The organism is Bradyrhizobium sp. Pa8 (assembly GCF_052588265.1).
This window is the reverse complement of record NZ_CP176767.1, coordinates 538,035-558,569: the sequence shown is the minus strand read 5'-3', so window position 1 is coordinate 558,569 and position 20,535 is coordinate 538,035. Positions and strand designations below refer to the sequence as shown.

At 65.9% G+C, this 20,535-nt stretch carries 18 protein-coding genes and 1 pseudogene; 13 read left to right on the top strand and 6 right to left on the bottom strand.

What is annotated here, in order from left to right:
* Positions 1 to 131 precede the first annotated feature (131 nt).
* Positions 132 to 2,577 (top strand): annotated as a pseudogene (locus tag ACKWRH_RS02615) (adenylate/guanylate cyclase domain-containing protein).
* A gap of 212 nt (positions 2,578 to 2,789) precedes the next feature.
* A complete protein-coding gene (locus ACKWRH_RS02610) occupies positions 2,790 to 3,656 on the top strand; it encodes a hypothetical protein (protein ID WP_445219200.1) in 867 nt (288 codons plus the stop codon).
* On the opposite strand, the gene ACKWRH_RS02605 is transcribed toward ACKWRH_RS02610, so the two are convergent.
* Together ACKWRH_RS02605 and ACKWRH_RS02600 are read right to left on the bottom strand one after the other, a co-directional pair.
* Positions 3,657 to 4,925, bottom strand: a complete 1,269-nt coding sequence (locus ACKWRH_RS02605) for a Spy/CpxP family protein refolding chaperone (protein ID WP_445222609.1) — start codon at positions 4,923 to 4,925, stop codon at positions 3,657 to 3,659.
* A gap of 142 nt (positions 4,926 to 5,067) precedes the next feature.
* The gene (locus ACKWRH_RS02600) at positions 5,068 to 6,117 is read right to left on the bottom strand and encodes a LysM peptidoglycan-binding domain-containing protein (protein ID WP_445219199.1); all 1,050 of its coding nucleotides are present in this window, start codon (positions 6,115 to 6,117) and stop codon (positions 5,068 to 5,070) included.
* Between the two features lie 187 nt (positions 6,118 to 6,304).
* Here ACKWRH_RS02600 and ACKWRH_RS02595 point away from each other — a divergent pair, with 187 nt between their 5' ends.
* The gene (locus tag ACKWRH_RS02595; RefSeq protein WP_445219198.1) at positions 6,305 to 7,000 is read left to right on the top strand and encodes a hypothetical protein; all 696 of its coding nucleotides are present in this window, start codon (positions 6,305 to 6,307) and stop codon (positions 6,998 to 7,000) included.
* Positions 7,001 to 7,158: 158 nt separating this feature from the next.
* Positions 7,159 to 9,822 (top strand): bifunctional diguanylate cyclase/phosphodiesterase, encoded by a 2,664-nt coding sequence (locus tag ACKWRH_RS02590; protein WP_445219197.1) that lies wholly within the window; start codon positions 7,159 to 7,161, stop codon positions 9,820 to 9,822.
* A 35-nt stretch (positions 9,823 to 9,857) separates the two neighbouring features.
* On the opposite strand, the gene ACKWRH_RS02585 is transcribed toward ACKWRH_RS02590, so the two are convergent.
* On the bottom strand, positions 9,858 to 10,280 hold the full coding sequence (locus ACKWRH_RS02585) for a hypothetical protein (RefSeq protein WP_445219196.1): 423 nt from the start codon (positions 10,278 to 10,280) through the stop codon (positions 9,858 to 9,860).
* 306 nt (positions 10,281 to 10,586) lie between these two features.
* On the opposite strand from ACKWRH_RS02585, the gene ACKWRH_RS02580 reads away from it, so the two are divergent.
* Together ACKWRH_RS02580 and ACKWRH_RS02575 are read left to right on the top strand one after the other, a co-directional pair.
* Positions 10,587 to 10,883: a hypothetical protein gene (locus tag ACKWRH_RS02580; RefSeq protein WP_445219195.1), complete on the top strand. Its 297-nt coding sequence runs from the start codon at positions 10,587 to 10,589 to the stop codon at positions 10,881 to 10,883.
* Positions 10,884 to 11,001: 118 nt separating this feature from the next.
* The gene (locus tag ACKWRH_RS02575; protein ID WP_445219194.1) at positions 11,002 to 11,280 is read left to right on the top strand and encodes a DUF1488 domain-containing protein; all 279 of its coding nucleotides are present in this window, start codon (positions 11,002 to 11,004) and stop codon (positions 11,278 to 11,280) included.
* On the opposite strand, the gene rpsU is transcribed toward ACKWRH_RS02575, so the two are convergent.
* Both rpsU and ACKWRH_RS02565 read right to left on the bottom strand, forming a co-directional pair.
* Positions 11,270 to 11,551, bottom strand: coding sequence for a 30S ribosomal protein S21 (gene rpsU / locus ACKWRH_RS02570; protein ID WP_445219193.1), 282 nt, complete (start codon positions 11,549 to 11,551; stop codon positions 11,270 to 11,272). The two genes, ACKWRH_RS02575 and rpsU, sit on opposite strands and share 11 nt — an antisense overlap.
* Before the next feature lie 298 nt (positions 11,552 to 11,849).
* Entirely contained in the window at positions 11,850 to 11,972 is a 123-nt protein-coding gene (locus ACKWRH_RS02565) for a hypothetical protein (protein WP_256376446.1), read from the bottom strand.
* A gap of 62 nt (positions 11,973 to 12,034) precedes the next feature.
* Between ACKWRH_RS02565 and ACKWRH_RS02560 the strand changes: the two genes are divergently transcribed.
* The 4 genes from ACKWRH_RS02560 to ACKWRH_RS02545 all read left to right on the top strand — a co-directional run bounded on the left by ACKWRH_RS02560 (position 12,035) and on the right by ACKWRH_RS02545 (position 14,966).
* Positions 12,035 to 12,295, top strand: a complete 261-nt coding sequence (locus ACKWRH_RS02560; RefSeq protein ID WP_445219192.1) for a hypothetical protein — start codon at positions 12,035 to 12,037, stop codon at positions 12,293 to 12,295.
* Positions 12,296 to 12,378: 83 nt separating this feature from the next.
* Positions 12,379 to 12,516, top strand: a complete 138-nt coding sequence (locus ACKWRH_RS02555) for a hypothetical protein (protein ID WP_175627410.1) — start codon at positions 12,379 to 12,381, stop codon at positions 12,514 to 12,516.
* A 124-nt stretch (positions 12,517 to 12,640) separates the two neighbouring features.
* Positions 12,641 to 13,756, top strand: a complete 1,116-nt coding sequence (locus tag ACKWRH_RS02550; RefSeq protein ID WP_445219191.1) for a lactonase family protein — start codon at positions 12,641 to 12,643, stop codon at positions 13,754 to 13,756.
* Positions 13,757 to 14,078: 322 nt separating this feature from the next.
* Positions 14,079 to 14,966, top strand: a complete 888-nt coding sequence (locus tag ACKWRH_RS02545) for an efflux RND transporter periplasmic adaptor subunit (protein WP_445219190.1) — start codon at positions 14,079 to 14,081, stop codon at positions 14,964 to 14,966.
* A gap of 209 nt (positions 14,967 to 15,175) precedes the next feature.
* Here the strand turns inward: ACKWRH_RS02545 and ACKWRH_RS02540 are convergent, their stop codons facing one another.
* Positions 15,176 to 16,027: a caspase family protein gene (locus ACKWRH_RS02540; protein WP_445219189.1), complete on the bottom strand. Its 852-nt coding sequence runs from the start codon at positions 16,025 to 16,027 to the stop codon at positions 15,176 to 15,178.
* A 424-nt stretch (positions 16,028 to 16,451) separates the two neighbouring features.
* Here ACKWRH_RS02540 and ACKWRH_RS02535 point away from each other — a divergent pair, with 424 nt between their 5' ends.
* From ACKWRH_RS02535 to ACKWRH_RS02525, 3 genes are all read left to right on the top strand, one after another.
* Complete coding sequence (locus ACKWRH_RS02535; protein WP_445219188.1) at positions 16,452 to 18,179, top strand: hypothetical protein; 1,728 nt, start codon at positions 16,452 to 16,454, stop codon at positions 18,177 to 18,179.
* A gap of 296 nt (positions 18,180 to 18,475) precedes the next feature.
* On the top strand, positions 18,476 to 19,201 hold the full coding sequence (locus ACKWRH_RS02530) for a thermonuclease family protein (protein WP_445219187.1): 726 nt from the start codon (positions 18,476 to 18,478) through the stop codon (positions 19,199 to 19,201).
* A 106-nt stretch (positions 19,202 to 19,307) separates the two neighbouring features.
* Positions 19,308 to 20,495, top strand: a complete 1,188-nt coding sequence (locus tag ACKWRH_RS02525) for a pyridoxal-phosphate-dependent aminotransferase family protein (protein WP_445219186.1) — start codon at positions 19,308 to 19,310, stop codon at positions 20,493 to 20,495.
* Positions 20,496 to 20,535 lie beyond the last annotated feature (40 nt).

Genomic DNA, 20,535 nt, shown 5'->3' with positions numbered 1-20,535 from the left:
TCGACAGCGGGTAACCACGCTGGCCGGTCGACCGGTCGCAGGACCGTCCCTCGGCCCGAATTGTGGTAGAAGGGCGCTTGGACCGGTACGGCCCGTAGCGCCGGCGTCGATGACGGCGCGAGAGGATCTGGATGGCGGGAGCGAAAGACAAGACACGGTTTCTGCGCGAGGGCCTGTTCGCCAAATACGTCGTCTCCCTCGTCGGCCTCGTCGTGTTTGTCCTCGCCGTCAACGGCGCGATGGAGACCTGGATCTCCTATCGCGCCACCAAGACCCAGCTGACCGACGGGCTCGACGACAAGGCACAAGGAGCCGCCCGGCGCATCGAGCAGTCGATCTCCGAGCTCGAGCGCCAGATCAGCTGGGTGACGCGGGCAAGCCAGGACACGCTCGAGAAGCGCCGCGCCGACTACGCATCGCTCCTGCACCAGGTCTCGGTCGTCAATCAGCTGTTCCAGCTCAACGGCGAGGGACGCGAGGTGCTGCGCGTCTCGCGCCAGTCGACCACGACCGGCGGCAATGCCGACCTCTCCCGCGACATGCGCTTCACCGACACGGTTGCCCGCGGCGTCAGCTACGCACCGGCCTGGTTCTCCGATCGGACGCCGATGATGTCGATCTCGGTGGCGCATTCCGGCTTCAATGCCGGCGTCACCGTGGCCGAGATCGATCTCAGCTTCCTCTCCGACTTCCTGTCCGACGCCCAGGTCGGCAAGGCCGCGTTCGCCTATGTGGTCGATCAGCGCGGCCGCGTGCTGGCGACGTCGTCGAAAGGACCCGATGTCGGCAAAGACTTGTCGAAGCTGCCGCAGGTGGCGGCGGCGATTGCGCCCGGCCGCGAGCCCGACACGTCGGGCACCGACTTCAACGGCCATGCGGTGATGAGCGCCGCGAGCACCGTGCCGAAGCTCGGCTGGAACGTGATGTTCGAGCAGCCGACGACGCAGGCGTTGATGCCGATCCGCGACCAGCTCGTGCGCATCGCGCTGTTGATCGGCATGGGCCTGATGGTCGCGATCCTCGCCGGCACGCTGCTCGCCCGCCGCATGATCATCCCGATCACGGCGCTGCGCGACGGCGCGCACAAGCTCGGCGAAGGCGATTTCGGCCACCGCATCGACGTCCACACATCCGACGAGTTGGAAGACCTCGCCGGCCAGTTCAACCGCATGGCCGGCCAGCTCCAGGAAACCTATTCGGACCTGGAGACCAAGGTCGAGGAACGCACCCGCGATCTCGCGCAGTCGATCAACGAGCTCAAGGCGCTGGAAGAGGTCGGCCGCGCGGTCGCCTCCTCGCTCGATCTCAACGCCGTGCTGCCGACCATCGCGGCGCGCGCGATCGAGATCACCCATGCCGATGCGGTGCTGATCTACGGCTTTGATGCCGAGACGCGCCGCTTCAACCTGATCGAATCCAACGGCATCGACAAATCGGCCGACGGCGCGCATGTCACGATCCAGCAAGGCGCCAACATCCTGAGCGATGCCGCCGACAGCGGCGAGCCGATCGCGATTGCCGATCTCGACCGGGCCTCCGGGCAGCCGCTGCGCGACGTCGCGATCGATGCCGGCTTCCACTCGGTGCTGGTGGTGCCGCTGGTCGACCAGCAGGGTACGCTCGGCTCGCTGGTGGTGCTGCCGGGCCGGCGGCGAGTTCGCCGGAAGCCTCACCGGCCTGATGCGCACCTTTGCCAACCAGGCCGTGCTGGCGATGCGCAACGCGCGGCTGTTCACCGAGGTCGATCACAAGGGCCGCGAGCTCGCCGCGGCACATAACACCGTGCAGCAGCAGGCGGCCAAGCTCCAGGAGCAGACCGAGCAGCTTCGCAACTGGAACCGCTCGCTGGAAGAGCGCGTCGAGAAGCAGCTCGGCGAGATCAGCCGCATCAAGCGGCTCGAACGTTTTCTCGCGCCGCAGGTCGCCCAGCTCATCGCTTCGTCGGATGGTCACGACGCGCTGCTCGACAGCCATCGCCGCGAGGTCACCGTGGTGTTCTGCGATTTGCGCGGCTTCACCGCCTTCACCGAGGCGACCGAGCCGGAAGAGGCGATGAACGTACTGCGCGAATATCACGCAGCGCTCGGCAAGCTGATCTTCAAATACGAGGGCACGCTCGACAAATACGCCGGCGACGGCGTGATGGTCCTGTTCAACGCGCCGATCCAGTTCGAGGACCACACGCGGCGCGCGGTGCAGATGGCGGTGGAGATGCGCGACACGATCGGCCCGCTGACCGAGAAGTGGCGCAACCGCGGGCACACGCTCGGCTTCGGCATCGGCATCGCGCTCGGCTATGCCACGCTCGGCCAGGTCGGCTTCGAGCAGCGGCTGGAATATGCCGCGATCGGCAGCGTCACCAACCTCGCCTCGCGTCTCTGCGACGAAGCCAAGGCCAACCAGATCGTGGTCAGCCGCCGCGTCTACGGCATCGTCGAGCCCTGGGTCGAAGCTCGCGCGCTCGACGACCTCGTGCTCAAGGGGTTCAACCACCCGGTGCTGGCGATGGAGATTTTGTCCTGGCGCGAGGAAGTGGAGAACGTGGTGGATGCGTCCGCCGCGCGCCGGCGAGGGTAGCCAGCAACAAAAAACGCGAAAACAACCCCATGCACAGTAGACGGGGACTGTCGGATCAATGACTTACGCGGGTGGGGAGGCCCTTTGACACGTCGGGCAAAACACCGGCAGAATGGCATCATCTCCCACATCCGTCCCACGAACCACATCCCTCCTCCCTGCGACTAACCATCGCCTCGGCGTCGGGGCGAGAATTCGGTTGGGAGACGATCGTGGCGCTTGCCTTGCCTTCGCGCGCGTATGATTTGCAGATGCTGGACCGTCCCGCTGATCGTGCGCGCGATCAGGGTTGGGTCTATGGCCTGCCGCCGGGCATCAGCAGCGAACAATGGCCGCTCGATCCCGTCACCGGCTTTCCACTGATGCACGGCTTTACCTTGAAGCTGCCGGATGATTATCGCGTGCATGGCGAGGACATCGTTGCGGTGTCGTTCTTCGCCACGGCGCCCGATCACAATGACGGCGGGGCGCCCGATGATCCCGAGATTCGCGAGGCCGTGCCGGCGCGACCCGCGCATCCGCGGATTTCGCGTATGACCGACATCCTCGACTACGAATATGCCGCGTTGCTGCTGACCAAAGCCGAATATGAGGGCGCGTTCGCGGCGCCGCCGGCACCGCTTCCGCTTGCGACGGCAGAGCGGCCGCGCTGGCTCGACGTCGGCGGCGCCAGTGCCTTCTTCGAGGCCGCCGCGCCTTACGCAAGAAAGATGTTTGCCGCGCAGCCGCGCGCCGATCTCAGCGAGACCCGCGCGATCGCGCTTGTGCCGCGCGCGACCGATCCCAATGCCGGCAAGGGCCCGCAGGACGAGCACACCCGCCAGAACCCGCCGACCGGTTATCAGCCGTACTATTACTACGTCGGCGGCGTGCCGGGCCGCGACAATTTCCGCCTGCACGACTGGAGCAAGGATCACGCGCACAACCATCTCGGCGGCACCATGCGGCCGTGCCAGGCGGTGCCGGAGATGAGCCCGTTCTACATCGAGTTCGAGGAATATTTCGGCGGCTATAATTTCGGCGGCGGCAACGCGCAGCTCGACTTCAAGGACATGAAGTTCGATTGGGCGTGCGGCTGATCACGCCCCCCGCTTCGGCCCGATCGCCTCGAAGCCGGCCTTCTGCTCGTCGCTCAAGTCTGCCTGGAAATCGTCGAGCGCGTCGCCGACGCCCTTCACCGCCTGCAGCATCGTCTCCAACCGCGCCTTCACGGCGGTGAGGCGGGCCTGGGGCGTGGGCTCGGTGTTGGACGGGCAGGCACTCAGCGTCTCCGTCGTGCGCAACGTGGTGTCCTGGAGCACCTCAAACCGGGCGCGAGAGGTGTCGTCAAGCCTCAGCGTGGACGCGATGTCGGCCGCGGGCCATTGCTGCTGCAGGAGCTGCTCGTATTGGCGCTGCGCCTGCACATCATAGCGGGGATCATAGCCGGCCTCGCAGGCGGCCGGCGCCTGCGCGTCCTTGCGCTGGCCGGCCGCAAGCGCGGCACGGCGCTCATTGGCCAGCGCGTCGAACTTTGCCTTCTGGCCGGCATCGAGGAGATCGACGAATTTGGCCAGCGGTGGCGCGATCGCGTCCGTCGCCTTGATCATGGCCGCGAGGCGCTCGCGCATCAGGCCGAGGCGCTCCGCGGCGGTCGCGGGGGCCTGCGTCGGGCAGGCCGTGCGAATGGTGTCGCGCGCCGCGACCCAGGCGGTCGCGAGCTCATCGAGCGCTGCGCGCTGCAATTCGTTCGGCTGCACCAGGGCGGCGATGCGGTCGACCGGCAGGCCGCCGGTGTCGCTGGCATCGCAGACTGCCTCGACCGAAGGGACCTTTCGCGCGCGCCTGCCTTGCGGCGCTGTGTAGGCGGCGAATTCCGTGGCCGCATAGGGGGCGAAGATCGCGGCGTAGATGTCGCCATAGCCATAGAGCGAGAGGCTGGTCGTATCGCCCAGGATGATCGCGGTGGTGAGGTCGTCATGCGCGAACGGCCAGAACACCGGGCCGGCCCAGCCATAGCTGCCATCGGGGTGGCGCCACCAGCCTTGCGGGCGGCGGCCACCGTGCCAGCCCGACAGCGCAGCTTGCGCCGTGAGCGCCGCACGCAGGATGTAGGGGTTGGCCGGCTGGTCGCGCTCGGCGCCGCGAGGATCCTGCGACCTCAACGCGGCGGAGCGGTATCGGCCGCCCCGTACCGCCACGCGCGCGTGGCGCAGGCGCGACATGCCGATGACGTGGCCAACGGCAAAGCGCGCGACACCGAGCGGGCCGCCACGCAATCCGAACTGCGCCTCGGCCTTACTCGGCAGCAGCACTGCCGCAATCATGAGAGCAGCGCCCGCCAGCGCCAGTCCCATGCGTCCGGACATGAAAGCGGACCTGACCACCTCGGCCTCCTCCCAGCGGCAAGCGCGCACTGCGGCGTATCACAATGACGCGCGGGGGAACCGAATGTTCCTGAGAGACGGAGGGCAAAGCGTCGCAACGCGTACCGGCGTTGCCGATGCGACCTCAATCCGCCCTCTGCGGCACCACAAAAGTCTGGCCGGGATAGATCAGGTTGGGGTTGTGAATCTTGCCGCGGTTGGCGTTGTAGATCACCGAATAGCGGGAGCCGTCACCATAAGCGAGCTTGCTGAGCGCCCACAGGCTGTCGCCGCGGGAGATCACCCGATTGCCGCCAGCTTCGGCCGGTGGACCGCTGATGATTTCCGCCGGCGAGGCCGATGCAACGGTCGTGGCCGCGGGCACCCGCGCCATCACCCTGGGCTTCGGTGCCCCGATGTATCTCGGCCGGGCGGCAGACCTGTCAGCCGCCGATGCCAGGCGCGACGATGCCGACGGCAGGGATGCCACGACATCAGACCTGTCGTCGGGCCTCTCGGCCTGCTTCAGCTCCTGCTTCGCGGCCGGTGCCGGGCGCGCGGGCGGCGGCGCGGCTTCGGCGATGGTCACCGGCATGCTGCGGCCCGATTGCGTGACGGTACCGTCAGGCGCTTTTGCCCGCAGGGTCAGTTCATAGGAACCGGCGGGAAGCTGCGGCGGGGTCATCACGAACTGGCCCGAGGCATCGGCGACCACCGTATCGAGCGGTTTGCCGTCGCGCAGCAGCTCGACCTGCGCACCCGGCGCAGCGCGACCCGCGATCACCGCCGCCTCGCCGTGATCGTCGACGCGCGCGACGTCGAACCGCGGGCCGGCATCGGTCGTGGCCGCCGGCGGCTTGGCCGGCATGAGATCGGCCAGCGCCGCGGCCTGCTTCTGCGTCTCGGCCAGCGCATCGACCTTCGGTGCGGAGGCCGGGGGCGCCGATGGTGCGGGCGGCGCGCTGGCGGCGAGCTTCGGCTCGTCCAGCTTCGGCTCCGGCCTGGTCTCGGCCTTGGTCTCCGTCTTAGTCTCCGCCTTGGCTTCGGGCTTTGCCTCCGGCTTGGCGGCGACGGCGGTCTCGGTCTGCGCGCCGCCCGGCAGCAGGCGGCGCAGCTCGGTGGGACCGATCACCAGCACGGTACCGCCCACCGCGAGCAGGCAGAATGCAATGAAGGCCTTGGAAGCGGTGATCATCAGACAGTGAACCCTTGGATCGCAAATCAACCGAGACCGGCAAATTGCGCCGATTTGGCTGCGGCAGCAAGACGATCATTGGGATGATGCGCCTTTCGTTCCGGTGCTCCCGCCGTGAACCGGCGGGGCACCGACGGCGTCAAATCATCGAGGCCGCATCGCGGTCATTTCTTAAGGATTTTTTTCCGTGACCGCATTTTGCCGTCCCGCGCCATGGCTGGCGCTTGTCCTGACACTGGCCGCCTCTTCAGCGCTCGCCGCATCCGGCCCGCCGCCGGGGTTCGTCCTCACCGACAATGCCGGCCTCGCCTTTACCTCGCCCGACGGCGCCACCAGGCTCGAGCAGTACATGAAGGACAGCGGCGATTGGGACGTCAAATGGCAGGTCTGGGCTCGCCGCGGCGAGCAGATGACGGAGCTGAAGCCCGAGCAGGGCTACGGGGCCGGCTTCCGCTTCACCAGCGACTCGCAATGGCTGGTGCGGATGCAGAAGACCGGCTCGGGCGAGCAGGACCTCTATCTCTACCATGTCGAGAAGGGCGTCTTCGCGAGCGCGACGAAGAAGCCGCTCAGCGATCTCGCCTGGGCCCATTTCTACGGCCGGCCGGAGACGAAGAGGTTCGCCAAGCTCGACTTCCACATCTCGGCCAATCTCATGGAGGGTACGGAAGAGGCCTATCGCTCGCTCGGCATGAACTGGCCCAACAACCGCTACCTCGTGATCTCGCTGTCGGGCGAATATGACAATCATCCCAAGAACGTCGCCATGAAGGGACTGGGCGGCTGGAAATGCCGCTATGATCTCGAGACCGGAAAGTTCGACGTGCCGGCGATGTTCGCCAAGGCCAATGCGGAAGCCTTGAGGTGGGAAATCCGCCGGTGATCCACCGGAAGCGCGTCAGCGTAACCCCGGCCTGCGGAACTCCCGCCGATCGAGGGAAACCAACCCTCTGATTCCGCTCCGATTCATGTTTCCCTAACCCTTACTGGTAACGGGCTCTTGTCGGTTTTGCTGCATCTTGCATCCCACGGGAGGGCTGGATGGGCACATCAATCCGATGGACCACGCGCATGCGCGTGTTGCTCCGCCGTTGGCAGGGAGCGCCGCTAACGTGGTTGATCGCCGGCGGCTTCGTGCTGATGGTCGCGATGGCCATCGGCACCGCGCTCACCGTCGATCGCTTCCGGCAAAATGCAATCGAGAGCGGCCGCGACAGCCTGGAAAACTCCGTGCGCATGCTCGCCCGGCATTTCGACCGCGAATTCGCCGACTTTGCGGTGCTCCAGAAGAGCGTCATCGCCGAGCTCGAAAGCCACGGCATCGCATCCGCCGATGTCTTCCGCAGCGAGATGGCCACGCTGGCCATGCACGAAGTGCTGCGTGCGAAGGCGAGCGGCTGGTCCGACGTCGCCGGCGCCAACGTGTTCGATGCTGGCGGCGTGCTGATCAACTCGTCGCGGCGCTGGCCTGTCGCCGATATTTCGGTCGCCGACCGCGGCTACTTCAATCGCCTCAGGAACGATCCGGCCTCACAGGAAGAGATCGAAGTCGTGCCCGGCCGGTTCGGCAACGGACCTGCGATCGTGTTCGCGCGGCGTGTCTCCGGTCCCCACGGCGAATTCCTCGGTATGGTGTCGCGGGCCATTTCGCCAGAGCAGCTCGAATCCTTCTTCGCCTCGGCCGGGCTCGGCGAGGAATCCTCGATCGCGATGCACCACCAGAATGGCCAGCTGCTCGCGCGCGTTCCGCATATCGACGCGATGATCGGGCAGAATTTTCGCAACGGCACGCGCGAGCAGATGGCGGTGTTCGAGCGCACCTTCGTCACGACGCAACTCGCCAGCCCGATCGACGGCAAGGACCGCATCGTCGCCGCGCGCCTCCTGACCGGCGAGCCGCTGGTCGTGGTCGCGACCAAATCGCTGGACGCGACGCTGGCGACCTGGCGGACGCAGACAAAATTCTTCGTCGCCGTCGCCGTGCTGTCGATCGGCCTGCTCGTGCTCACGCTGTTCCTGATCTTCCGCCAGATGACGCGCAGGCTCGCCGCGGAGAAGCAGCAGCTCGACACTGCGATGAACACCATGACGCAAGGCCTGTTGATGTTCGACCGGGACGAGCGGCTGATCGTCTGCAACCGGCGCTACATCGAGATGTACGGACTGTCGGCCGAGGTGGTGAAGCCCGGCGCCTATTTCCGCGACGTGATCCAGCATCGCCATGACACCGGATCGTTCCACGGTGACGTCGCGTCCTATTGCGACGACATTCTGAGCAATGCCGGGCGAACCCAGAGCGCCGTCGTCGAGACCGCGGACGGCCGCCTGATCGAGATCAAGAACCAGCCCGGTGCGGCCGGCGGCTGGCTCGCGACCCACGACGACGTCACCGAACGCATCCGCGCCGACGAGCGCATCGCGCATATGGCGCATTACGACGCGCTGACCGACCTGCCCAACCGCGTGCTGATGCGCGGCCATCTGGAGCGCCGCATCGCGGAGCTTGCCCAAGGCCAGCCGTTCGCGATCCTCTACATCGACGTCGACGAGTTCAAGGGCGTCAACGATTCGCTCGGCCACGAGGTCGGCGACGAGCTGCTCCGCCAGGTCGCCAACCGCCTGCGCGCCTGCGTCAGCGGCAACGACCTCGTTGCGCGGCTCGGCGGCGACGAATTCGCCATCGTCAAGGCCGGCACCAGCGACCGGACCGAGCTGACGGCGCTGGCGGAAAACATCCTGAAAGCGCTGCGTACGCCCGTGGACTGCAAGGGCCAGGAGATCCCGACCGATGCCAGCATCGGCATCGCGATCGCGCCGGATCACGGCGACAACCTCGACGATCTGCTCAAGCGCGCCGATCTCGCGATGTATGCCGCGAAGTCCGAGGGCCGCCGCACCTTCCGCCTCTTCGTGCCCGAATACGACGCCAAGGCGCGGCTGCGCCGCCAGCTCGAGCTCGACCTGCGCCAGGCCCTCGCCCGCGGCGAGTTCGAGGTGCATTACCAGCCGCTGGTCGATCTCGCGGCCAATGTGGTCAACGGCTGCGAGGCGCTGCTGCGCTGGCGCCATCCCGAGCGCGGCATGATCTCGCCCGCCGACTTCATTCCGGTCGCGGAAGAGACCGGACTGATCGGCGAGATCGGCGAATGGGTGCTGAAGCAGGCCTGCACCGAGGCCGCGAGCTGGCCCGGCGATATCCACGTCGCGGTCAACGTCTCGCCGGTGCAGTTCCGCGCCAGGACGCTGGCGCTCAAGGTTGCAGCCGCGCTCGCGGAGTCAGGACTTGCACCCGGACGGCTCGAGCTCGAGGTCACCGAGACCGTGCTCATCCGCGACGACGAGGAGGCGCTGACGATTCTCCAGCAGCTGCGCGAGCTCGGCGTGCGCATCGCGCTCGACGATTTCGGCACCGGCTATTCGTCGCTGAGCTATCTGCACCGCTTCCCGTTCGACAAGATCAAGATCGACCGCAGCTTCATCAGCGACATCGGCCAGTCCGAGGATTCGTCCCCGATCGTGCAGGCGGTGGTGCACATGGCGGCCGCCCGCCACATGGCGACGACGGCCGAAGGTGTCGAGACCGAAGCCCAGCGCGAGGTGCTGCGCCAGCTCGGATGCAGCCAGATGCAGGGCTGGCTGTTCAGCCCCGCCGTGCCGGCGGCGAAGCTGAGGCAGCTGTTGTCGGCGCAGGCGGTGGCGGCTTAGCGCGGCCGGTCACCCCGTCCCTCGCCGGCGCCTTGCTACTTCTTCTTCGCCGGTCCGAAATCCGGTTGCCAGGCGGCTTCCTTGCGGCTCGGGGCCGCGGCGATCACCTTGGATTTTTCCTTCTTCGGCTTCTTGGTTTCGCGATTACTGCGTTGCTGGCCCTTTGCCATGTCGCTCTCCGTTGGTGGTTTGAGCTCGTCGAGCTCATCCGATTGCAGCAGCCGTCCACGAGGGGTGCAGACCTTGACGTCCATGTAGCCTTCGCGCAGCAGTTTTCGCGCGAGGCGCAGCGCGACCGTCGCATCGCCGCGACCGAGATTGGAGCTGCCGTATTCGTTGGTTCCACTGACCAGATACGGCACACGTGTTGCCCTAGCCATTGCTAGCCATTGAGGATGGCGCCTGCGCAGACGAGAAGCAGAAGAAACAGCGGAACGATCACCGGCGACAGGATCCAATCCGCGAGAACTCGCGCCATCGAACGCTCCAGCAAAGCCTTCGGCGGGAGCACACGTGACCCTCAATCACCGGTCGAAGCCGTTGAGACGAGCGGTGATGGCAGCAACCCTACGCCCGCACCGAGCCGATAGCGAGGGTTAAAATGCCGCGCAAATGACGGCTGCGCCGTGGCATCGTCGCTTGCCGGCGCGGCGACGATAGTGCTGGCTATTGCCGCGGCAAGCGCGCATGGTCGTGACAGCCGGCACCGGTTGGGGCTTCACTTGCAAAAGGCAGGTGTGCGGCCGCAGACGCGAGCATGGCCAATGACTGACCGCACCGTCGATCTCGACAAGCACCGCGGCATGGCCGCGCAGAAGGCGACCGACCTGCGCCGCGCGCTGGCTGAGGTCGAGGCCAATGCCAGGGAGCTGCGCGAGCGCGAGGCCGATCTCGAGAACCGCATGATGACGGTGCCCGCGACGTCCTGGCCGGAGGCGGCGGTGAAGGCGCGCCATCTGCTCAACCTCTATGCTGCGAGCCTGCCCGCCGAGGACACACGACACCGCGCGCTGGTGGCAGCGCTGTTTGACGATTTCGTCCGGCTGTCGGGGGATGAGTGAGGCAAGCGACGGCCGCCTGCAGTCTCGACGCGCGCCATGCTGCGGCCGACCGGGGATCGGGCAGCGATGATTTGAGGGGGCGATCGTGCCAAGCAGCAATCAGGTGACGGAGTAAGCCATGACATTGACCAGCGGCCGCTTTATCGGCCACGAATACGATCGGATGATCGTCCGGTTCTCGATGCATGACGGCGCCAGGGAGATTCCTTGCGCAATCTCGACCTCGGCGATGGACTACCTCGAGCCCAGCACGCCAGTCAGGCCCGAGCAACGTGAAGCCCAGTTCACTCGCCTGCGGGATCGCATCGAAGCACGCGCGGCGAGCAAATATCGCGCGACGGAGTTCGAAGGCACGCCGCCCGGCATCGTGCTGCGAGGCATCGACTTCAGGCTGTAGGGACCCGAGCTTTGACCTCCGGCAGGGGCGGCTTGCGCTCAAAAGGCTTCTTTTTCGGCGGCGCGGGCAGCAATCCTTCGCGGATTGCCTGCTTTCGCGCGAGCTTGCGGGCGCGTCGAACGGCCTCGGATTTCTCGCGAGTCTTTTTCTCCGAGGGCTTTTCGTAGGAACGCCGCTGCTTCATTTCCCGGAAGACGCCCTCGCGTTGCATCTTCTTCTTGAGAACACGGAGTGCCTGTTCGATATTGTTGTCTCTGACGAGTACCTGCAATCGATCCTCCTCGCTTGGGGCTGCAAATGCGACACGCCCTGCATGGCAGCCAATTGCGCAGGAGCTTCATTGCGATTTTGAGGATAGCGCTGCGACATTGGTCGCCAGCTTCGGACAAGTCGATGCGCTTGTCACAGCGATGCAACTTCCTGCTGTCACGTGACCACTCTCGCGCGGCCCTGTCAATCGATAAAGCCTTGCCTGCACGTCGACCGGATCGCGTGAAGCCTCGTGATCCGAGCGCCGGAGCTGCAGATGTGCCGGCAAACCCTGGCGATCGGGCCTCAGGCGCGCGGGCTCACTTCGCCTGCTTTGCCGCCCGGATCTCGGCGAACTCGGCGTCGGGATGGGTGACGATGGTGGTGAACATGATGCCGCTGATGATGAGCGACCAAGCGGTGTTCCAATAGATCCAAAACACGTGCCAGCCTCCGGTTCGACCTCGTCCGCTTGCGGGATCAGCATAACGGCAAGGCGAGGCTGATGTTCCCGGCGCGAAATACGGCGCTATTTTTGTTTGGTCGGCGGCGGCGTGCGATCGGTTTGGCCGGTGTGGCGCTTTGCCACGACGTCCTCATCGCGCGGACCCTCGCGCGGGCGCGGCGGCGGCTTGGGCTGGCCTTTCTGGCCGCCATGCTTGCCACCCATGTCGGGCTTGCCTTCGAGGTCGTTTTCACGCGGCATTTGGGTCAATGCACTCCCGCGACATTGGTTCGCAATGCCGATGCGATGTTGTGCCTGTGAACGAGTTCATAGGATCGTCGCCGTTTGCGGTGCACGATCATGAGCGGGCCCCCGGGCTTTAAACGACGGATGGACTTGGCTTGATGCGGAAACGATTGGTCGCCTGGACCATTTTGACCTGCGCGCTGCTCGCGGTGGCGGTGTGGGGCCTGCTCGGGGCACCCAACACTGCGTCCGGCCCGCATCTGCCCTCCCGCAGCCAGACGGCCGCAGTGCGGTAGCCACCCGCGCGACCGATACAATTTCGGCATCGATCGATCCCAACTGGAATTTGGTACGGCGGCACGGCTCCCGCTATCCTGCACGACAAAACGACAACGCCATACGCCTGTAAGGAGGAGCCCCATGCCGAGATCGACACGCCGCATCGCGCCACGCGCTGCGATCACCACCACCCTCGCCTTCCTCACCCTCGTTTCTGGAGTCCTCCCCGGCATGGCCGAGACCTTCGCCTATGTCGGCAACGCCGACAGCAACGACATCAGCGTGTTCAAGCTGGCCGAGAGCGGCGAGATGACACCGGTGCAGACCGCCGCCTTCACCGGCGTCGACAAGCCCGGCTCCTCCACACCGCTCGCGATCACACCCGACCACCGCGTGCTGATTGCCGGCGTGCGCTCGCAACCATTCCTCGCGGTGAGCTTTGCGATCGATCCCAAAACGGGCCAGCTCAGCCATATCGGCAACGGACCGCTCGCCGACAGCATGGCGAACATCGCAGCCGACCGCGGCGGCAAATTCCTGTTCAGCGCCTCCTATGGTGGTAACAAGGTCGCGCTCAATCCGCTGCTCGCCAACGGCGTCGCCGGCGAGCCGAAGCAGGTGATTCCGACCGGGCTGAATGCGCACGCCTTCCTGCCCTCGCCCGACAACCGCTTCGTGTTCGCGACCAATCTCGGCTCGGATCAGGTGCTGACCTTCGCCTTCGATGCAGTGGCGGGCACGCTGACGCCGAGCGACCCGCCGGTGACCAAGGTGCCGGAGAAATCGGGGCCGCGGCACTTCGTGTTCCACCCAAACGGCAAGTTCGTCTATCTCGTCCATGAATTGAACGGCGACGTCGCGGCGTTCGGCTATGAGGCCAAGAGCGGCGCATGGGACGAGATCCAGCGCACCACCGCGCTGCCGGAAGGCTTTACTGGCAAGCCCTGGGCCGCCGATATCCACATCACCCCGGATGGCCGCTTCCTCTACGCTTCCGAGCGCACCACCAACACGCTCGCCGGCTACAAGGTCGACGCAACAAGCGGCAAGCTGACCGCGATCGGCAGCGTGCCGACGGAGAAACAGCCGCGCGGCTTCCACATCGATCCGTCGGGGCGCTACCTCGCCGCGGTCGGCGAGCTCTCCGACAGCATGACGGTCTATGCGATCGACCAGAGCAGCGGCGCGCTCGCCAAGCTGAAATCCTATCCCACCGGCAAGAAGCCGAACTGGGTGGAGTTCTTGAGTCTGCCGTGAGGCTACTTTCCTACCCTCCCCTGGAGGGGAGGGTCGCTAGGCATTGAGCGAAGCGAAATGCGTAGCGGGGTGGGGTGACGGTGCCTCCACATCCAACAGTGCCCGAGTGGAGAGATCACCCCACCCCGCTCGCGCTGCGCGCGATCGACCCTCCCCTCCAGGGGAGGGTAAGGGACAGCGAACCTCTTCGTCCTTGCCACGACTAATCTACCAAGCGGCATCGCGCCGCCTGCGCTGCGGCATTCTCATCCTGCCGGCCCATGGTCCGCCGCGGTTGCTTCTGCTAACGATGAGGCCGTCAAGGCCCCAACCGGAATGACCGATGCGTCCATTGCCTGCGCGTTCCTCTTCCAAAAAACTCGTTGCTCTCGCCGGACTGGTTCTGCTGTCCGCCCAGCCCACGCGCGCCGCCGATGACGACGCGCCCAAGGGGCCCGCGGTCACGGTGCTGAAGGTCGCAAAATCCTGCTTCTCCGACATCGTCGAGGCCACCGGCACGATCATCGCGCGTGAGGAGACCTCCGTGCGGCCGGAACGTCCCGGCCTGAAGGTCACGGACGTGCTGGCGGAAGCCGGCGACACCACCACGGCTGGCCAGGTGCTGGCACGGCTGGCGCTGCCCGAAGGCGGCACGCTTCAGGTCACTGCCCCCGTGGCGGGCGTGATCGCGACGTCGACCGCGCAGATCGGCAACCTCGCCTCGGCCAAGGGCGAGGCGCTGTTCACGATCGTGGCGCGCAGCGAATATGATCTGGTCGGCCTGGTCGCGACCACCGATATCCGGAAGCTCGCAGTCGGGCAGCAGGCGACCGTGCGCATTGCCGGCGCGGGCGACCTCGACGGCAAGGTGCGCCGCATCGGACCGACCGTCGAGCCGAACATCCAGCAGGGCATGGTCTATATCGGCATCTCCTCGCAGAAGCGGCTGCTGCTGAACGCGAGCGGGCGCGCGCTGATCAAGACCGGACAGAGCTGCAACGTCGCGGTGCCCCTGACCTCGGTGCAGTATTCCACCGCCGGCACCGTGGTGCAGGTGATCCGCCGCAACCGGGTCGAGACCAAGCGGGTCGAGATCGGGCTGATGTCGGGCGGCAATATCGAGGTTCGCGACGGCCTCAACGAAGGCGATATCGTCGTCGCCCGCGCCGGCGCGATTCTGCGCGAAGGCGATCCGGTGCGCCCGGTGATGGCCACGGAAGCTGCGAAGTAGGTCTCGCCGCACTCGTCATTGCGAGGGCGAAGCGACGGTGTGGGGACAGATGTGCGCGAAGCAAGCACGCATGCCGTAGGCTGGATTAGCCGAAGGCGTAATCCACCTCTTTGCTTTCCACGCGGACGAGAGAGAGAGAAGTGGTGGATTACGCCTGGCGATTTGCGCTTCGCGCAATTCGCGGGGCTAATCCACCCTACAATTTGCGGCTAGCCGCCGGCTGCTTCGCCGAAATGGACGTCCTCGAGCAGCGAGGAGGAGATGGTCGGGACCTGGTCGCCTTCGGAGGCGCGGGAGATGGCGACGCGGGTCTTGTTGAAGACGCTTTCGGCGCTGCCCTGCGCATTGAGATTGGTGAGGAACTCGCTGACCAGCACGCTGTGCTCGCCCTTTCCGTCGTCGACGACCTTGCCGGGCGAAGCGGAGGACAGGATCAACGCATTGTCGGGCGCGCTGATCGGCGCAAGACCGTGGCTGTAGGAGCGGAAGCGGCGCTCGTAGGGATTACGGCGGGAGGCGTCGACGACGACGAGCTTGGCCTTGGCGCCCTGCTCCTTCATCATGTCGAGCACGCCATCGATGGAGACGCCCTGGCGGCGGACGTCGCTTTCCTTCCAGATCGCAGCATCGACCGGCAGCATGTAGCTCTCGCGGCCGGCCTGCACGCCGTAGCCGCCGAAGAACAGCATGACGACGGTGTCGCGCTTGATCCGGGACTTCAGGCGATTGACGGCGCGGACCATGTCGTCCTTGGTGGCGTCTTCCACCATGTCGACGTCAAAGCCGTTCTTGCGCAGGGACGAGGACAGCGCGCGGGCGTCGTTGATCGACTGCGTCAGCGGCGCGCTGGCGTCCGGATAATGTCCATTGCCGATGACGAGGGCGAGGCGGGACGACTGGCCGATCGAGCCGGTGACCTGGTCGGTCGAAACGGCCTTGGCGGCATCGATCGCGCGCATGTTGAGGGCAGCATGGGCGCCGATCACGAGCGACACCGTGCCGATGAGGGCTGCGGCCACCGCAATCGTGCGTCTGGAAAGCTCGAGCTGCCTTACATTCATCTCGCTTCATTCCTGTCAGTGCCAAAGACCAGCCAAGCGCGCGCACACTGTTTGAGTAGCGCGATAGCGTCTTCAGGTTTGAGGGATTGGCCGGGGATGTGCCCCCGAATTGCGCGCAATTTGCGGCGCCGCACCAAACAAAGCCTTAACCGGATATCGCCTGCCGAGCAATAGATCGCCCAAAATTTGAGCTAAGCACCTGAAGATATTAGTTAATCCTCCGAACGGAATTCGCATGTTTTTTCGGCGCCAGCCCCTTGTAACGGCCTTAATCAAGCAGCTCCCGTGCCGGATTTTTCCGTGACCACCATCACATTTGTATTTCCTGCGAATCCGGGTAGCTTTTTCAAAGACTTGCAGGGGGTGGCGCGCAGATGGGAGCGCGCCGGCCGGCCCCCGGCCAAGGCCCCGCGACAGGTATTTCATGAGCTTTCATTATTTTGCCGGCGCCGCCTGCCGGGCGCTGACGGCGCGAAAAGACGGCCCCTCGCTTTACGACGTCTGCGATCCCGTATTGTCGGGCCCAGCCAGCGGCGATCCGCATCTGGCCAAGTTCTACAAGACCGCGCTCGGCAATCCCGCATTGCGGATCCTGCTCCGCCGCGCCGGGCTGCCCGAATTGCGCGACGAGGCGAAGCTGACCCGGCTTCGCACGGCGCTGGTGCGGGCGCGCGACGACGCCGAGCCCGACTGGGCGGCGGTCGGCCAGCCGATCGCCGATCTCGTCGACGGCATCGCGCTCGACCATCCAAAACCGCCGCCGGCGATATTCACAGGCTTAGCGCCGCAACAAGCGCAGATCGACGGCGTGATCCGCGACTGCGCGCAGCACCTGCTCGGCTCGTACCGCAAGAACGGTTTCCTGCCGACCTATGCCGCCTTCAACCTGATCGGCGACCCCGATGTCCGCGGGCGCGAGCTGACCATGGCGCTGACGGGGCTGAACGCGCGCGGCTACAAGAACTCCTCGCTGCTGTTCAACCTCGCCCGCGTCTTCATCGCGCGCTCACAGGCAGCGGCCGTCGTCAATCCGCCCTGGAGCGGCATTGCCGAGCCGATGTGGGAGCCGGTGCAGATCCGACACCGCTCGGCCTATTACGACGCGTTCTTCATCGAGGCGCTGCTGAGCTATGTCGAGACCGGGCTCGCCTCGCCGGCCGACAGGATTGCGGCCGAGCGTGCGGTAGCCGACATGGTCGATTTTTGCGTCAACATCAGCCGCGAGGAGGTCGAGGGTATCGACGGCACACGCTTCAATGTCATCACCGCGCTCGCGCCGGCGCCGCATCCGCGCTTCTCCCGCTTCTTCGCCCAAATCAAGCAGGACCTCGGCTTCGGCGTCTACGTGCCGGATTGCGACACCACGGCGTGCTCGATCTCGGCAGCGACACAAGCCGGCTGCACCGATCCGATCATCGACCAGCCGCTGCTGGACTTCTATTCGGGCTATCAGGTGCTCGCCGGCGTCAACGAACCGCGGGTGACCGTGCCGCTCAACGACAACATCGACTACGAGGGCGGCGTCGCGACCTGGATCGATAACCTCAAAGGCGAGCGGCCCTACGGCAACGATCTCGATCCGACGCTCAATCTCGACATTCTCGAGGTCAGCTTCCGCAATCTCGCGCGCTGGAAGGTTTTGGAGACGCCGGCGCGGCTGGCAACCGTGCATCGCATCATCGGCTTCCAGAAGCGGCTCGCCGCCAGCGGTGCCTTCGCCAATCCGCGCTCGCACATCTATTATCTGCCCGAGCTCTACAGCGCCTATTTCGGCCGCTGCTATGCGGCCTTCCTGGCGCTGCCGCTGGCGGCGCAGGCTGCGATCGACCCCGACGGCGATTTCGATTTCATCCGCCATCGCGTGCTCTCCTACGTCAAGGGCGAGCTCATGGCCGCGGAGATGAACGTATTCGACGCGGCGCTGGCGCTGATCGCACTCGGCCATCTCGGCGCCGACCCGCGCGCCTTCGCGCCGGCGCTGAACGTGATCGTCGCGAGCCTCGGCGAAGGCGGCCGCCGCGGCCCGTTCCGCGCCTATGAATGGAACAAGATGAAGACGCCGACGCGGATTCTGGTGGGTGGTCCCGAGGTGACGTCGGCCTTCGTGCTGATGGGGCTGGCGGTGGCGAAGCGGGCGATGGCGCGAGGGTAGGTTTCGCTCTTACCCTCCCCTGGAGGGGGAGGGTCGATCGCGCGCAGCGCGAGCGGGGTGGGGTGACGGTCTCTCCGCGACGAACAGTGCCCGAGTGGAGAGATCACCCCACCCCGTCACGCAATCTCGCTGCGCTCGATCGCGTGCCGACCCTCCCCCTCAAGGGGAGGGTAAGCAAGCCCCGCTACAATGACGGGAAGTTGAAAGCTCAATCGTTAGGCATATGCTGGCCGGGCGGACAAAAGCCGACCACAATTGCGCGGCTTATCGAGATTGTCCTGAACACGCGGACCGGCATGTTGCGAAAATTCCTGATTGCGCTGTCTTTGCTCGCCATCCCCTCGCTGGCCGAGGCCGCCGACATCACCGGTACCGCAAAGGTCCGCGCCGGCGATTCCGTCCTAATCGGGAACACGCGGATCCGGCTCGGCGGCATCGACGCGCCCGCGGTCGACCAGCTCTGCCTCAATACAAAAACCGAGCGCTGGACCTGCGGCATCGCGGCGCGCGACGAGCTCGCCAAATACACCGAAGGCAAGAACTGGGTCTGCCACGCCCGCGCGATCGACCGGCGCGGCCGCACCGTGGCGCGCTGCGAGGTCGGCGGCGAGGACATCCAGAAATGGCTGGTGCGCAGCGGCTGGGCACTCGCCTACACCCGCGTCTCTCACGACTACGAACCCGATGAGGCTGCCGCGCGCGAGGCAAAGGCCGGTATGTGGCAGGGCGCCTTCATCGCGCCGTGGGACTGGCGCGTCCGCAACAAGAAGACCACCATCCTGGGCGCAACCAAGCCGCCCGAGGGCGCGCATGCGGTGCTGCTCGCCTCGGCCTCGGGGCCGGTCGCGCCCTCGCCGGACTGCACCATCAAGGGCAACGTCAACACCGCCGGCGAATGCATCTATCACCAGCCGACCAGCCGCTGGTACACCCAGATCAAGATGAAGATCAGCAAGGGCACCCGCTGGTTCTGCTCGGTGGAAGAGGCCGAAGCCGCCGGCTGCCGCGAAACCAAGAGATAAGAGCCCCAGACCTGCGTTTTACGCGCTTTTCTTAGATGCCTCCAACGCGTAAAAGCCTAAGCGAGCAACCCTCCAGACTGTCATCACGACACAAGGACCAACAGCAATGACCGTTCGCGCGGGCCGGGAATTTCTGGCCATCCCCGGGCCCACCACGATGCCCGACGAGGTGCTGCAGGCGATGCATCGTCCGGCGATCGACATCTACTCCAAGCAGATGACCGATCTGACCGAGAGCCTGCTCAGCGACATCTCGAAGTTGTTCGCGACCAAGGGCAAATCCTACATCTACATCGCCAACGGCCACGGCGCCTGGGAAGCCGCGCTGAGCAATGTGCTGTCGCGCGGCGACAAGGTGTTGGTGCTGGAGAGCGGCCGCTTCGCGATCGGCTGGGGCCACGCGGCAGCGCTGATGGGCGCCGAGGTCGAGGTGCTCAAGGGCGACTGGCGCCGCGCGGTGCGGCCGCACGAGGTCGAGGAGCGTCTGCGCCGCGACAAGGAGCACACCATCAAGGCCGTCGTCGTCGTCCAGGTCGACACGGCATCGGGCGTGCAGAACGACATCGAGGCGATCGGCAAGGCGATCAAGGCGAGCGGCCATCCCGCGCTGTACATGGTCGACACCGTCGCTTCGCTCGGCTGCATGCCGTTCGAGATGGACAAATGGGGCATCGACGTCGCGATGTCCGGCTCGCAGAAGGGCCTCATGACCCCGCCCGGCCTCGGCTTCGTCGCCGCCAACGCGCGCGCGCTCGAGGTGCACAAGAAGGCCAACATGAGCACGCCCTATTGGAGCTGGAGCGAGCGCGAGGGCAGCGAGCACTATCGCAAATATGCCGGCACCGCGCCGGTGCATCTGCTGTTCGCGCTGCGCCAGGCGATCGACCTGCTGCACGAGGAAGGGCTGGAAAACGCCTTCCGCCGCCATAGCCTGCTTGGCGAAGCCGCGCGCCGTGCCGTCGCCGCCTGGTCGGAAGGCCAGGTGCTCGGCTTCAACGTCGCGGAGGCGAGCGAGCGCTCCAACACCGTGACCACGGTGACCATGAGCAACGGCCATGATCCGGCGCTGCTGCAACGCTATTGCAAGGACAAGTGCGGCGTGGTGCTCGGCACCGGCATCGGCGATCTCTCGGGACAAGCGTTCCGCATCGCCCATATGGGCCACGTCAATGCGCCGATGCTGCTCGGCACGTTGGGGGTGATCGAGATCGGGCTGAATGCGCTGAAGATCCCGCACGGCAAGGGCGGGCTTGAGGCCGCGGTCGCGTATCTCGGCGAGCAGGTGGCGGTGTAGGCGGTAGCCACAAGCACCGTCGTCGTCCCTGCGAACGCAG

Bases quoted from the DNA above. Each gene is read 5' to 3' on its own strand.
- ACKWRH_RS02605 (WP_445222609.1), bottom strand. From the start codon at position 4,925: ATGTCCGGACGCATGGGACTGGCGCTGGCGGGCGCTGCTCTCATGATT.
- ACKWRH_RS02600 (WP_445219199.1), bottom strand. From the start codon at position 6,117: ATGATCACCGCTTCCAAGGCCTTCATTGCATTCTGCCTGCTCGCGGTG.
- ACKWRH_RS02590 (WP_445219197.1), top strand. From the start codon at position 7,159: ATGGGCACATCAATCCGATGGACCACGCGCATGCGCGTGTTGCTCCGC.
- ACKWRH_RS02580 (WP_445219195.1), top strand. From the start codon at position 10,587: ATGACTGACCGCACCGTCGATCTCGACAAGCACCGCGGCATGGCCGCG.
- ACKWRH_RS02575 (WP_445219194.1), top strand. From the start codon at position 11,002: ATGACATTGACCAGCGGCCGCTTTATCGGCCACGAATACGATCGGATG.
- ACKWRH_RS02560 (WP_445219192.1), top strand. From the start codon at position 12,035: ATGTTCCCGGCGCGAAATACGGCGCTATTTTTGTTTGGTCGGCGGCGG.
- ACKWRH_RS02555 (WP_175627410.1), top strand. From the start codon at position 12,379: ATGCGGAAACGATTGGTCGCCTGGACCATTTTGACCTGCGCGCTGCTC.
- ACKWRH_RS02550 (WP_445219191.1), top strand. From the start codon at position 12,641: ATGCCGAGATCGACACGCCGCATCGCGCCACGCGCTGCGATCACCACC.
- ACKWRH_RS02545 (WP_445219190.1), top strand. From the start codon at position 14,079: ATGCGTCCATTGCCTGCGCGTTCCTCTTCCAAAAAACTCGTTGCTCTC.
- ACKWRH_RS02540 (WP_445219189.1), bottom strand. From the start codon at position 16,027: ATGAATGTAAGGCAGCTCGAGCTTTCCAGACGCACGATTGCGGTGGCC.
- ACKWRH_RS02535 (WP_445219188.1), top strand. From the start codon at position 16,452: ATGAGCTTTCATTATTTTGCCGGCGCCGCCTGCCGGGCGCTGACGGCG.
- ACKWRH_RS02530 (WP_445219187.1), top strand. From the start codon at position 18,476: ATGTTGCGAAAATTCCTGATTGCGCTGTCTTTGCTCGCCATCCCCTCG.
- ACKWRH_RS02525 (WP_445219186.1), top strand. From the start codon at position 19,308: ATGACCGTTCGCGCGGGCCGGGAATTTCTGGCCATCCCCGGGCCCACC.